Origin of the sequence: Streptomyces sp. PT12 (genome assembly GCF_003311645.1) — a bacterium.
Lineage (GTDB): Bacteria > Actinomycetota > Actinomycetes > Streptomycetales > Streptomycetaceae > Streptomyces.
The window spans coordinates 1-14,217 of record NZ_QEST01000030.1 but is presented as its reverse complement, the minus strand read 5'-3'; the positions used below and the strand labels follow the sequence as shown (position 1 = coordinate 14,217).

General features: G+C 63.3%; 8 protein-coding genes. 3 read left to right on the top strand and 5 right to left on the bottom strand.

Features of this window, described 5'->3' with window-relative positions:
- Positions 1-51: 51 nt before the first annotated feature.
- The 5 genes from DEH69_RS30910 to DEH69_RS03690 form a co-directional block, all read right to left on the bottom strand.
- On the bottom strand, positions 52-885 hold the full coding sequence (locus DEH69_RS30910; RefSeq protein ID WP_147255377.1) for an HNH endonuclease: 834 nt from the start codon (positions 883-885) through the stop codon (positions 52-54).
- A gap of 21 nt (positions 886-906) precedes the next feature.
- Positions 907-2,418 carry an ATP-binding protein gene (locus DEH69_RS03705; RefSeq protein ID WP_258534410.1) on the bottom strand — a complete coding sequence of 504 codons (1,512 nt, stop codon included), beginning with the start codon at positions 2,416-2,418 and terminating at the stop codon, positions 907-909.
- A 243-nt stretch (positions 2,419-2,661) separates the two neighbouring features.
- Complete coding sequence (locus DEH69_RS03700; protein ID WP_147255375.1) at positions 2,662-5,484, bottom strand: ATP-binding protein; 2,823 nt, start codon at positions 5,482-5,484, stop codon at positions 2,662-2,664.
- A 47-nt stretch (positions 5,485-5,531) separates the two neighbouring features.
- The gene (locus DEH69_RS03695; protein WP_181727242.1) at positions 5,532-8,240 is read right to left on the bottom strand and encodes a DUF1156 domain-containing protein; all 2,709 of its coding nucleotides are present in this window, start codon (positions 8,238-8,240) and stop codon (positions 5,532-5,534) included.
- A gap of 10 nt (positions 8,241-8,250) precedes the next feature.
- The gene (locus tag DEH69_RS03690) at positions 8,251-11,718 is read right to left on the bottom strand and encodes a helicase-related protein (RefSeq protein WP_113685423.1); all 3,468 of its coding nucleotides are present in this window, start codon (positions 11,716-11,718) and stop codon (positions 8,251-8,253) included.
- A 182-nt stretch (positions 11,719-11,900) separates the two neighbouring features.
- On the opposite strand from DEH69_RS03690, the gene DEH69_RS03685 reads away from it, so the two are divergent.
- The 3 genes from DEH69_RS03685 (at position 11,901) to DEH69_RS33555 (ending at position 14,212) form a co-directional block, all read left to right on the top strand.
- A complete protein-coding gene (locus DEH69_RS03685; protein WP_113685422.1) occupies positions 11,901-13,256 on the top strand; it encodes a hypothetical protein in 1,356 nt (451 codons plus the stop codon).
- 470 nt (positions 13,257-13,726) lie between these two features.
- Positions 13,727-13,978 (top strand): hypothetical protein, encoded by a 252-nt coding sequence (locus DEH69_RS32345; protein WP_258534409.1) that lies wholly within the window; start codon positions 13,727-13,729, stop codon positions 13,976-13,978.
- 63 nt (positions 13,979-14,041) lie between these two features.
- On the top strand, positions 14,042-14,212 hold the full coding sequence (locus DEH69_RS33555; protein WP_369008258.1) for a transposase: 171 nt from the start codon (positions 14,042-14,044) through the stop codon (positions 14,210-14,212).
- Positions 14,213-14,217 lie beyond the last annotated feature (5 nt).

Here is a 14,217-nt window from a genome sequence, read left to right as displayed (position 1 = left end):
AACCGAAACGGCCCCCCGAAAGAACCGACGGACCGTCACGAAAGATCGAGGCTAGACCGCTGCGAAGCCGCCATTTATGTACCAGGAGCTGTTAGCGAGGTCCTGATACATGGCTGCTCTCCACTGGTTACGATCCACCTGGAACCAACTGTCGGCCATTCCCTTCAGGTGTGCCGCCACTGCCTTCCCGTCCTTGTCCTTAAGGTAGTGGCGGAGAGCGCTCATTTCCTGCGCTGCCTGTGAGCCGTACAAAGACGCCAGATCGAAGGTACGGAAGTGGTGAAGCACTCGGGCAGTGAGCACACTACTCCATGCGGATGGAGGTTTCACGAAGAACTCGACAGCGGCTGGAGCTACTTCCAGGACACGTGCGAAGAGCCACTGTTGTTTGCCAATATCGTCGAAGTAGGGGTGAAGAGTCTGTTCCTCCGCTCTTGCGGGTATCGTCTCGCCTTTGATGGTGTTGCAGCTCCGGCAAGCTGGAACGAGATTGGTCGGCACGACAGCCAGCAACGGATATCTGGTCTTAGGGAGCTGGTGGTCTATGGTTTCTACGGTGCGGTGGCCACACAAGGGGCATCGGCCAAAGGGGACAGAAGCCTTGATCTTGTCGTAGCTGTCCCTACCGGGAGCACCCCTACGCACCATGCGCTGCGTGTAGTTATTCTTCAGTTCACGCTGGCTGGTCTTATCACTGGGTTTGTCCCTGAGGTCACTCAGCGAATGAAGCGCGGCTTCGGCGGCTGCGGTGTCGAAGCGGTCAGCCGCATCGACGACGGCTTCTTCCAGGGCTTTCAGCCGGATCCTGGTCTGCGGTCGGGCGTTGCTGATACATGTCAGGTACAACGTGCGGGCGGGGAGATCAGGAGTCGTCAGCGACCACATCAGCGAGGGTTCCTCCGCATCTCAATCAAGCGCATCTGCATCTCGTACAGCGATGAGGGAGCGGATGATGGCCTTAGCCTCGCCGCCGAGTTGTCCGTCGAACTGGGCGACAACCTGTTCGTAGGTAAGGTCCTGTTGCACCAGGCCCTTCACATCACTATGGAATCCGGAATCGGTAACCTCTAGTCCGAAGACTTCGTGGGTGAGGATGCCAACGTTCTCTCCGAATGTTTCGATGGTGGGACGTTCGGACACCAGTTGATTGCCGTAGCGGCGCAGCTTCCACACACACGATGCGGGAACCTCTTGGAGCACGACAGGCGAATGGGTGGCGACGACTGCAAGCCCATTACGATCGCTGAGCAGGTCGGATAGGGCGCGGATGAAGGCCGCCAGCAGAGGAGGGTGTAGGTGGGATTCAGGCTCGTCGATGATTACCAGTGTCCGCTCGGTCACGTGCTCAACGAGTCGAGTCATGGTGAGAAGGACAGATTTGTGACCGGAGCTGAGACTGGTGAACAGTTGGCGCGCTTTGCGGCGTCTACTGTCCGCGCTTCGAGTGCCCCGAAAGTTTTCGAGCCATGCTTCTCCGATAAATTCACTGCTGGCCAATTGTAGGGTCTTCAATGCCCGCGCCCAACGCTCGGAACGTTCACCGGTCAGACAGGCTTCCACACTGTCTGCGAAGTCACGCTTAAGCTGGTTGGGAGTTTTGACACGTGGGGCCCGGCCTCCGGGCGTGGGGATCCTCAGCCCTACATAGGCGTAGCGATCGACATCCACGCTTTCGTGAATGAGAGGAAAATCGTCGAAGGCGCTGAATGTCACGCTGATAAGGTTCGCGAATGTGTCTCGACGCCCACGGTTGTACTCGATGATGCGGCCGACGTCCTGCGGATGGGATCGGTCGCCGATGCAGTGTGTGAGGTTGTTCAGGAGGAAGGACTTGCCGACGCCGTTGCGGCCGATCAGCACATGGATATTTGTTGGCGGGCGTGATTCGGGGGACACCGCGAAGGAGAGAATGACAGGGCTTCCCCCGTCACCGGCCGGGACCGGTGGCTGGTAGGCCACCTCAAAGCCCGACACTCGTTGGCCGCCCTGGGCTATGCGACGGAACTGTTCCTCAACAGCAGCAGATTTGACGAAACGCATAAGCGAATCCCGTGTCACTCTTTCGTGTTGAGCACGCTGGAAGATCCGCTCGTCGAATGCCATGTCTCGCAGCGACGAGAGCACCACTTCACGGATCTGGCTCCCGAGGCTGCCGAGACGCTCGTAGTAGCTATCGTCCTGCCCGAGCGAGAAGAAGGTCTCGTCGAGGAACTCAAAGCTCTCTGGCACTTGGACGGAAGAGTTCGACGGCATGCCGTACTCGCCGATCTTCACCTCGCCGATCTCGTGCCGGGTACCGCCCTCATCGAAGATGACAAGCTGGAACAGCGTGACAAATCCGAAATCATTCCATCTGTCCCTCTTGAGTAAGGCGTGAGATCGGGCGCGCGTTGGCTCGCGTCGACCCTTCTCCACCACGGTAAACCGCACTCGTTCCCTTTCCCCTCCACGCCCTACGGTGCCGGCGCTCCTACCGCGCTCATGTGCTGGCGCCATGGGGAATCAAGGATAGGGCTGGCGGGATCGAGGGATTGAGCGGGGCGTCTGCTCGACGGCTTGGGTTACTGGACGACTGGTGTGCGTCCATCGCAGTCACGACGATGCCGGGGGTGGCCTGGGCCCGTGGCGCGGCTGGCCACACCCGGCGGCTTCGTGCCGTGCTTACTCGGTCCGTACGTCGAGGTTGGGGGTGGCTTCTTCAAGGGGCTCGATGCAGCCGTTCCGGAACGACACTCGGTCGAAGTCTCCTTCGGCATGTATCCGGAGCTCGACCCGAACTGTTCCCTGCTGGTCTCTGAACCAGGAGAGGGCGCGGGCCAAGTCGAAGATGCCCGCCTTCTCTATGACCGCTTCGATGTCAGCGACTCGCACGCTGTCGCCCGATGTGGAGCCCTGACTGGTCTGGCCCGTGCTGGAGCCTTGCGGAGTCGGCGTCGGCGTTGCTGGTGAGGGGGCAGGCTGCACGTCCCCAGTGTCGGGGCCTGAGTGAGGTCCGGGTTCGGGCTGCTCCGGATGCGGTTCCGGCCGCAGGCATTCCTGCGCGAACTCGCACCAGAGGATCGCGGCATCCTCTGAGAGATCGATTTCTTCTCCCACGAGTTGTTCACCGAACCGCACCTGCTGCGGGCTACGGGGAGTGAGGGAATCTGTCCCACGCACGAGTCCGACCACATAGCCGAGCTCAGATGTGGCCACGGCCGTCGTGATAGCGGATGCGATGGCTTGTTTATCCCACAGTTTGGTGAACTCATAGTAACTGTAGAACCAGTCGACCAGCTCAGCGCATGTGATGATCTGTCGTTCGGGTCCTAGTCCGGAGAGGGCGACGAGCTTCGCTGACGTGAGCGAACTGAAGACACGTTGACTCAGAGCCTCGACGACGCGTTCGTGCAGGGCTCGCCCTGCCGAGAGCATGGTGCGCAGGTCGAAGGTCTCCAGCACGTACGGTGCGTCGCCGTTGCGTGACCGTGTGGGGAGGGCAACGGTGCTGTAGGCGCTGCCCAAGGCCGCGGATGCATCGCGCCTGGCATTGCTCGCTTTCTCTCGTAGCTCCTCGCTCTGTTCTGGGCTGAAGTTGTACTTGCTGGATTGAGAAAGGAGGGAATCGGCTGCGAGGCGCATTCGCGTGGCGTGCCGTGCTTGGTCGAACTGCGCCTTGTCCGGAAGCACCAGGGCGAGACTGTTGCGGTACCTTCGTGGGCTGCTCTTCCCTGCTTGCTCGATGAAGGTTTCCAGCGGGGTGCGGTCCTCCGACCAGTCGGGGTGCAGGTACGCGACAAGGAAGAGGGGCTGCTTGTCGTTGATGCTGTCCGGTGTCTCCGGCCAGACGGCCACGCCTCTACTGCCGCGCAGTTGCAACTCCAGCGCGGTGCGCACCTCGGTGAGTACCTCGTGTGAGTCGAGCTTGTTGGCCTCGTCTCGCACCAGCTTGGTGAGGTTGGGGGTGGGCTCGAAGCGGTACCGGCGTCCGGTGTAGTGAAGGTAGAGCTCTTCCTCGCGGAGATAGTGCAGCGCTGCGATGACGACGTTTCGATCAAGTCCGGGAACGAGAACGCCGCGGACCAGATCCGTCTCAAGGACTCCTCGATCCTCGCCATCGCGGGCGCCGAAGCTGTAGAGCATGATGGCGGTCGCTACGCGTGTTCCGACCTTGAGCTGCTCGATCATCGGGCTGTTCGCACCGAGCTGCCGGTCAACCGCTGCTGCTCCGGCCCCGGTGGAGGTGATGTCGCTGGAGAGAACAGAGGTGTATCGCTCGCGTTCCCCCACTTGGGAGAAGAAGGCTCCCCGTGTGGCCTCGTCGGTGAAGTCGATGTCGCCGGGGCCGATCAAGGGGCTGCTCGCACCCGAGCGCCATAGGGCGTTGACCACGGCGGCCAGGAACTGCAAAGCGCCTCGGGTCCGCTGGTATGACGGCAGGGAGCCCCAGCGGTGGTACATGAGGTCCAGGAGGTCGGGGTGGAACGGGTAGGCGGCAAGAATCCGCTGCTCAAGGGTGTCCGCGGCGACATCGGCTTCCCTGCGGGCGCTGTTGGTCTCGGCCGACGCCAGGAGTTGCTTCCGCAGAAGCTGTGAGTAGGCTCGCGCCACCTCACGGTGGACGGCTGGGTCGCCCAGGTCGGCGAGCAGCCGACGCTGGACGACGCGTAGTACCTCGTCGTCGGCGACGGGCTCTCGCTTGGCGTCCACGCGGGTGACGAGCTTGTCGAGATCGCTGAGCAGTCCTTCCGATCCGACGGCCTCACCGATGCTGGCTTGAAGGCTGTAGACCATCGCAGTCTGCGGCTGGGCGCTGATCGCTTCCGTCAAAGCCTGTACGAACAGCATCACTTGTCGGCCTGCGGTGGACTCCCCCCGGGGGATGGCAAGGGCCTTCTCGACGTAGACCAGCACCTCATCCAGGAGGACGAGCGTCGGTTGATGTCCGAGGACCTGGCGCAGTACATCGCCGCCTGGTGCAGCGCCGGTGCGATCGTGCTCCTCAACCAGCTCATAGCGCCCCAGTTGCGCAGCCAACTCTCCCCAGAGGGTGTGCGTCTCAATCCCAGTTGCCCGCATCGGGGAGAGCGGGTCGAGTTCCTCACCGGACAGGACAGCCACCTGGACGCTGCCTGGGTCCGCCAGTTCCTTCAGGTCCGGGCATGCGGCAACCGACGCTTCCCGATCGCGGACCAGGTGCAGGAGAGCGACAAGACTGTGCGTCTTACCCCCACCGAACGGGGTGCGCAACTGCAGGACGTGCGAGCCTGCTCCCCCGGTGAGGATGGTCATCACATCCTCCATCAGCTCCCTCATCTTCACAGTGAGGTAGGTCGCCTGGAAGAACTTGCCCGCGTCTGTATAGACAGGAGCTATGTCTCGCCGACCGCGGAAGACGCCGGCAAGGTTGGCCGCGTAGGTCCCCATGTCGAGGATGCCTGCCGCCACGTCGTCGTGCGGGCGTGCGACCTGTGTCCAGGACAAGAGCCGATAGCTCGAACTCACAGTGCTCCCAACCCCCTATGTGCCAACGGTGGTGCCCGATGGGCACCCTAGACCAGCCCTTGCTCTCCGATGATCGTCTTCCAAGAAACCAGCAGGCGCTCCGCGGCGCTGGCTTCTCTGGGCTTTGTCTCACTGGTACTGGCCCGGAGTGCCCGTCCCGCCAGCGTCTGGATCAGGTCGCGTAGCCGCAGGACATCGACGGTGACGGACATCAGGTAGGACCGCACCTCCGCCGGACGATGCTCGGCACGCCACAGGACGGCATGAGCGACGTCGATGAGCGGCGGTGTCACAGCTGGCTCCAGGTCGACGAGGGCCAGGGTGCCACCGGCTTCCGAATGGGGCTGTCCCAGACGTACATCGTGCCCGCGGTCTTCAAAGTCCCTTAGCTCGACAGTTGCCTTGACCTTCGACAGAAGTGCGTTGGGCCCGTTGGTGAGTCCGCCGGGGCCGTCGAGGTCTGCGCCTGTCATTCGGGCGAGGTTGTTGGCCTCGTCGAAGGGGACCGCTCCGTAGCCGTAGGAATACTGCGCTGCGACGTAGTAGCGGGTGGCAGGGTCCGTGCCTGCCAGCGAGCCGAAGATCGCATCCAGCACACGCGTCTGCACCCTCTCAAGGAAGGTCTCGGCCGGGAGAAGTTCGCCGTTGTCCTGCTCGACCTTCTCATACCGGGTGAGGGCTCGCAGGCCGGCGCCCACCGTCGCGATCACCAGGTCGGCACCCGTGATGCCCAGTTGTTCAAGCCGTTCCCGCCGCTCCTTGATGATCTCATCGAGCTCTGACATGACGTCAGCTTCACTGCCCACGCCAGCATCTGCCTTGCGTTTCCGCGCGACGAGGAAGATCGAGGAAGCCAGGCTCGCTGTGCCGCGGCCGACGGCACGCTCGGGCATCTCGGTGTCAAGAGGCCATGCCTCGGTGATGGTGAAGCCTGCGCGTCGCAGCACCTCCACCAGACTCGACCAGCCGGAGGTGGTTTTGTGCGCGTACACGCAGACCAGGGGTGCGCCCGGTTTGAGAACCCGGTGCGCTTCGCTGAAGGCGCGCTCCATCAGGGTCTCGTAGTGTTTCCGTGCTACGTCTCTCCTCCCGTCGTGCCGGTAGGCAGCAACAACGGCTTCGTTGCGTTTGGGAGTCAGTTCACCGCCGAGATCGGTCGGGTAGAGGAATCCGACCGATCGCTTCAGCCAAACGTAGAAGAAGTCGGAGAGATCTGCGTACGAGATGTTGTCGTAGTAGGGCGGGTCCGTGACCACCGCGTCTTGTGAATCGTTGGGGAGCGGCAGCGATGCAGCGGATCCGCGGACGCAGGTCGCGGGGCGAGGGAGAGTAGCGAGTCGATCGATGAGGTCGGCTGTCTCTTTCAGGTACTTGCGCACGTCGCCGGATGCACCGCCGAACGGGTTTGCCTCATAGAAGTCCCACACCATGGGAAGCGCCTGTCGGGCAAAGGTGTTGGTGCCTCCCTCATTCGCGGTGTCGAGACGGCACAGACTCGACAGGCGGTCGGCAACCCGATTCAGAGCCATGGCCAGCGCCGTGGCAAGCGCGGCAGCACGTCCTGGATCCATGCCCTGTGCGCAGGCGTCGTCATGGACCTGCTTGATCCCGGCGGCCAGGGTGCACAGGGCAAGGAGTTGCCGTGGCGTGAAGAGATCACGGTACTGGGCAAACCCGTACACCATGCATGTCCCGCCGGTGATGCGCATGGTTCCCGGGAGCGGTTCCACCAACGGCTCGACAGGCAGGTCGGCCAGACGTTTGAGACACTCCTCATCGTCGGGAAGCTCGTACTCACCGACGGCGAGGTAGTCGCGTCCGCGCCCGACGGTCTTGGCCACGATGGCGGCCAGCGGCGCCGTCCCCATACGGCCCGCACGAGCCTCGGTCTTCACGTACTGACCAGTCACGGTCGCACCGCAGATACGGCAGGTGACCTCGCCGCCCCTGGAGCCTTCCGCGGGGTCGAAGCCGAGTCCGGCCTCCGTCGTGGCCGTCACCACCTCGTAGTGCAGGGACCACCTGTCGCGATCCGCGACGGGCTTTAGAGCGACGAAGCGGTTCTTCTTGCGTCCCAACCATGTCTGGCGCACCAGGTGCGCGTCATGTCCAGGTGTGGCGGGATTCGGGCACCGCACGGTGCGCGTCCACAAATAGGCCAGGGGAAGGCGCTGATCGCTCCCGTCATCGGACAGCATGGGCTGTTCATCGGCGTCACTGGCCACGGTGGGATAAAAAGAGGCAAGCTGCCCCCATGCGGAATCAACCCACAAAGTCCCCCATTGGCGGATGTCATCGGCAAGCCCGGGGAAAGTCTGGGGATATTCGAGAAGCATGCGCTCAATAAGGTGGGCAACGGGATTGAGCTCGTTGGCCGTCACCTCGCAGCCCAGGCGCAGAGCCTCGAGCGGGATCGCACCTCCGCCGGAGAAGAGATCGACTACTTTGGGCGGGCCATCACTGCGAGCTGCGAGCACTTCATCGCGTGCTGTACGGATGGCGTGATCCGGGGCTCCCCAGGTGCACAGGGCCTCGAAGAATTCTGCCTCCTCCTGGAGGGTACGCGTCCGACCCGCTGCTGGAGCCAGGGCAGAGTAGACGGCGGCACGCGACGCCGCGAGCGGACGACGGGCCCACCACAGGTGCAGGGAGGCAGGGTGACCCAGGCGCCCACCGACCTTCTCACTCGCACTCGTGCGGCTGATGACGTCTATCGGTATTACGTCCTCAATGAGCCGCTTGTCGCTTTCGCGCACTTCCCACCTCTCACTCCGCGGTTTCCGTGTCGGTGACCGCGTGAGCTCGGATGCTAGCGCCTGGCACACGATAGCCAGTAACCTGCCGGATTTCGGCCACATTTGGCAGGGTATGGTAGGGGTCCTGGATCCTCATCAGAGTCGGGTCGGTGGTGGCGCTGTAGACGACGTACAGCCAATAGCCGTCTGCCCACCGCTGAGCGGCATACCACTCGGTTCGATACAGGCCCACGTCTCCAGACGGTGTTCCGCGGCCTTTCACCTCGATCCGTCGTACGAGGATTGTTCCGTTCGGCAGCGGCCGGGTGGAGCGGATGTCGAAGCCACTGCCGTCCCGCAAGTGACCGACGTACTGCGGCTGCCAGCCGTGTTTCCGCTCATAGGCCATGGCCACGGCAACGGCGGCCTCTTCCACCTCTTTGCTTGGTCGCATGACATCGACATCGGGATCCTCCAGCTCGGTGGGAGGGAGCACGGACGCCGATCCGAGATGGGTGACCTTGCCGGGGCGGACCACGCCCAGCCGATTGAGCGACTCCAGTTTCGCCGCCTGGCGGTGCGCAAGCTCCTTCAGCTGTCGCGCCGCGTTGTCTCGCAGCAGACGGTAGGAGTCATCGCCTGCTGCGACCTTGGTGTCGTGTGCCATCCAGCGGTCCTGCAGCCGGCGCTTCTGCGCGTCCATGGCCTCGGACAGGTAGGAGGACCGGAGCTTCGCATGCTCCAGACGGGTGGCTCGCTCAGAGGTGGTGCAGGGAAGCTGCACCTCGACGCGAAGCCAGTCGGTGGCCGCCTTGATCTGGTCAGGCGCCAGAGCAGGCGCCGCCCTGTTCGGGGCCGGCGTCAGCGTGTGCAGAACGTCGGCCGGCCCGCGGTGCAGCCCATGCTCGTCCTCTATGACAGCGACAACTTCTGCGAAGGCGACTTCAGGGGCACCATGGACGTCCTCTCCGACGACCTCGTAGGCGAACAGGTGCACGAAGTACGGTGCCAGTGCGCCAGGGTCCACGAAGGCGGCCGTACCCTGGGGAACGCCCTCGGCGGCGAGGTCGCGTTCTAGCGATTCCGCGAGCGCGGCGAACAGCGGGTGCCCCGGTGAGCACAGCGTCGCGTCCTCGTGCTCGACGCGGTCCCGCTCCTCCTTCCGGAAGGTGAGCTTGCGGTACTCAGACGCGGCGCGGCCTCGATAGCGGACGGCGGTCAGGTCATCGCTGCGCAGCGCGACGGGCACGTGCTCGATGCGCAGCAGTTGGTCGGCCCGGCGCTCGACACGCAGGCTCTGTCGGTGGGCAGCCCGCAGGAAGAACGCCTCCACATACTCCGGCATCAAACGACGTTCCTCGGAAATGACGTTCTGTCCCCGGACCCAATCAGTGTCGACGTACTTCTTGGCCAGCGCGATACCCGTGGCCTCCTCGTACTCGGCCAGCTTCTCCGGGTCGAGCCGGTTGATCTCCGCCACTGCCGCATCGCGGTTCGCTCGGGTCGGGTTGGCGAGCGTCTCCTTGACCAGCCGCTCGAAGTCGACGCCGTTGAGGGTGAGCAGCTCGCCGATGACGTCGTAGACCCGCCCGTTGAGATCCAGTCGCATCGCCTCAAGCCGATCGTGGAGCTTTTCGAGAAGCTCGCCTTCCACGGTGTTGGTGGCACAGAAGTTGAAGATCCAGCAATCAGCGTTCTGGCCGATGCGGTGCACGCGGCCCATGCGTTGTTCCAGGCGCACCGGGTTCCACGGCAGGTCATAGTTGATCATCAAGTGGCAGAACTGGAGGTTGATGCCTTCACCGGCCGCCTCGGTCGCGATGCAGATTTGCTTATTCTGCCGAAAGTCGTGCTGGATACGCTTGCGCTCAGCAGGCGGGTGATCTCCGTGAATGATGCAGACCGAGTAGCCCCATTGCCGAAGATGTGTTTCAAGGTAGTCGAGCGTATCACGGTGCTCAGTGAATATTAGAAGTTTGCCTCGGCCATCCCGCAGTTCATCGAACTCGGCAAGCTTCAGGCATTCGCGAAGGGCGACGAGCTTCCGCTCCTCACTCTGGGACCGCATCACCCGGTCAGCCTGCGCGACGAGCTTTCGCAGGTCGATGACCTCGGTACGCAGCTGTGAGATGTGCTCAGCACTGCTGACTTCCGTGGCAAGAAGGTCGTCAACCGACTCGTCGATGTCATCTGTGCCGGCTTCGGCATCGTCCATGACGTCGGCGTCCGCCGGAATGCGCCCCAGCGCGGCCAGACGACGGGTTCGCTCCGCAGGCGCCATCACGGACAACTGGTCGGCCAGTGTCTCCAGACGATCAGCGCGCTTGGACAAGGATGACCTGATCGCGCCCAGACTCGACGCCAGCCGACGCTGCAAGACCGTACGGGCCAGCGCGACCGCGTTGCTCCGTGATCCCCCGCTGGCGCCCAGGTACGTGTTCACGTATTGAGTGACGTCCTGGTACAGCTCGAACTCGCCAGGAGAGAGCTGGAACGGCTGTGTACGAACGTGTCGCGTGACGAACAGATCATTGCCCTGCTCGTCCATGAGGTCTTCCTTCTGACGGCGAAGGAAATAAGGGTTGTTGTCGTTTGCGATCTGCTTCTTCACAAGGTCGGGCGTAGAGAACTGATCAGGATCAAGCAGCCCAAGGAAGCGCGTGAACCTATCCTCATCTCCCGAGTGAGGTGTCGCCGTCAAGAGCAGGAGGCGATCAGCTTGTTGAGACACGCCCTCCACGAGTGAATACCTCTTCGTCTTGACGACTCTCTCTTCCTTACCCCGCTTCGTGTACGCCGAAGCCTTGTGCGCCTCGTCGACGATGACCAAGTCCCACTGGCTGCGGAATAGATCATCACGCACGTCGTCCCGTTTGGCAAAGTCGATACTGCTGACCACCAGTGGATAGCGCTCCCAGGGGTTCTTCCCTAGCTGGTGACGAACCTGTTCACTAGAGACGACTTCGAACTGTTCGTCAAACTTGTCGAGCATTTCGTCCTGCCACTGAGTGGTCAATGGAGCGGGACACAGAATCAAGATTCGCTCAACGGCGCCGCGTAGCTTCAGTTCTTTAAGCAGAAGGCCCGCCATAATCGTCTTCCCAGCGCCTGGGTCGTCCGCAAGCACAAACCGCAGGCGTGGTTGAGGCAGCATGTGGCGGTACACCGCCTCGATCTGATGTGGCAGGCCTCGAACCCCACTCATCGACACCGCGAATAGTGGGTCATGCGCAAAAGCGTAACGGATCCGCTGAGACTCAACCCACAAGGAGAGGTCCCGAGGATCTACAAGCGTCGGCTGCGGAGTGATATTAGCAAGCGCTGCCCGCAGTTCTGATTCAAGAACCTGTGTTTCATCCGGAGCACCATTGGCATGCCTGACTCGGACCAAGAACACGCTCGAACCAATCTGCTCGATGTGCTCTACTCTGACTGGATGCGTGAAGTGACCGTCCAGCATGATCAAGCGGTTCTTGGCGCGCTCCCCCAAGTCACTCACGTCATGGCCCCTTCCTCACTCCCATAGCGGCACGCCCAACGTAGCGGATGCCAGTGTCAGCGGCCCCACGCTCACAGCTTGTCAAGGATGCCGTCGCCCACAGTGTCCTCAGGAAGTTTGGGATGGTGCTGAGCCGGCTGGCGAACATCAGGTCTTGCAGTCCAGGTCGAAAGCGAGCAGAAGTGATCAACCTTGAGGAGCGCGTTGCCGCCTGCTGGTCCCCAGAGGTCCGCCCCCTGATCGCCGAGACGCACCGGTGCTACGCCACAGGCTCCGCACGCGCCGCCATCGTGCTCACCTGGACCGCGGTCTGCGCCGACGTGATCGAGAAACTGCGCCGCCTCGCCGAAGACGGCGAGGGCGAGGCGAAGCCGGTCGTCGAAAAGGTCGAGAAGGCCCAGGGCAAGGTCGATCGCGCGGCGATCAAGACGATGCAGGAGGTGGAGATCAGCCTCCTGGACACTGCCCTGACCGTGCAGCTGATCGACGCCGTTCAGCACCGCAAGCTCGATCAACTGCGCCTGGACCGCAACCTGTGCGCCCACCCGTCACTCAGCCCGCTCGGCGACATCTTCGCCCCCAGCCTGGACGACGCCCGGGCCCACCTGGCGGTGGCGCTGGACGCGCTCCTCGTCCACGTGCCCAGCCAGGGCCGCAGGGTCGTCGACCGGATCCGCGCGCTGCTCGCCGACACGGCGTTCATCGGCGAGGACTTCATCGCGCAGACCTCCTTCGACCGGGTCAAGCCCGCCGTCCGCCGCCGCCTGGTCAACCTCGTCGTCAAGCACGCCCTTCTGGAGGTCGGGGTGGAGGACTTCAACGCCAAGGAACTCGCGGATCGCGCCGCCGTCTGCGTCACCGCCTTTGCCCGCCGTGACCGGGGCTTGGTCAGGAGCGAGCTCAGCCACTTCGTCCAGGACCTGAGCGCGAAGCCGACCGACGTGCAACTGCGCGCGGTGGGCCGCCTCGGACACCTCGATCTGTTCTGGGAGACGACCGACAACGTGCTGCGAGACCAGGTCAACGGTGTCATCGCAGGGATCGATCCATCCGCCAGCTCGCTGACCTCTGAACACCTTTCCCTGCTGTCTCTCGTGGCGGTCGACGATGTGCGCGCCCTGTTGCCCGCGCTCGACGCGACGTTTCGCCAGCTCGCTCTGCTACCCAAGGCCGCCGTGATCGGGCGCCACCCAGGACGCTACTTCGTGCCCCAGCTCGCCCCGATGCTCCAGGAGGCGTGGAGCTACCGAACCGCCGAAGCCGTGTGCCAGGACGCCGTGCTGACCTGTGCCTCCTTCCTCACCACAGAGGATCTGACGGCCCTGCTGCACGCCTGGATCGACAACGATCAGTGCCGCGTGGCATCCAAGATGCCCGAGCACGCCCTCGCCCTCTACCGGGCCACCGCACGCCTGCCCGGAGCGGCAGAAGCCTGGCGGAACTTCACCACCCAGGCGAAGGAGCTCAGCCCCGACTGGGAGTACTACCAATACACCGAGGTCGCAGCGCTGCTGCCCCCGCCAACCGCTGGGCAGTAGACGGGCCAGGGCAGAGGCTGTCCCAGGAGCACTTGTCATCTGCTTTGTGGCCGGCGTCGGAGCTGGGAGCGCGGCCGAATGGGGGAACCGGCGACAGCCACCGCGTCATGGCCTTCCCGCCGACGTTGTCCGGGCATGGAGTTTCGAATTGAAGAGGCCGCCGTAACGATCAAGACGTTGTCCGTGAACGGCAGGCGGATGTCCAAGGGCATCTACCAGCAGTTGCAGCACAGGAGCCTGCTCGATGACCGTGCCTGCGCCATCCAGGGCAAGCCGTGGGGCATCGTCGTCGATCCGAAGTGCTGCCACAACCCTCGATTGCGCCCCCACTGGCATGTCGTGCACGAGCACGAAGGCGAGTTGTTCGTCTGGCTCGTGCCCAAACGCGCATCCAGGACGCCGAGTACCGCCTTCGCGGGGAGGTGTACCAGCCGCCCCACACGGTGGGGGCGGCCTTCTTGGACGCCTGTGTGCTGGAGACCCACCTCGGGTGCAACGACTTCTTCCAAGGCAGTGTCCTCGACCTGATCCGGGAGGGGGAGGTACTGACCACCGTCGAGGACCTGAAGGTCAGCATGCGCTGCTCCACCGAAGCTTCCCGGCTCGTAGCAGCCAGGAACGGCTGGCCACCTCGGAGCAGCGTCGACACGGCCGAGAAGGAACTGAGAGCCGTCTACGAGCGCCGAGGGAAGGACGCCCGGGAACTGTATAAGAGCTTGTAACACGATCTTGTGATGTGGTGCTGGTGGCCGTGTCCGGTGTGAGGATTGAGCCGTTCGTGGGGTGTGAGCGACAGGCCGTGGATCGTGGACGACGCGTTGTGGGCGGTGATCGAGCCGCTGCTGCCGAAGTGGCCCAAGCGGTCACCGGGCCCGCGGCCGGTGGACGACCGGCGGTGTCTGCAAGGCTGTCGGCGTCGGCTGAAAAGTGGACCAGTAGCGACGCGTGAAAGTTGACCCCC

Bases quoted from the DNA above. Each gene is read 5' to 3' on its own strand.
- DEH69_RS30910 (WP_147255377.1), bottom strand. From the start codon at position 885: ATGTGGTCGCTGACGACTCCTGATCTCCCCGCCCGCACGTTGTACCTG.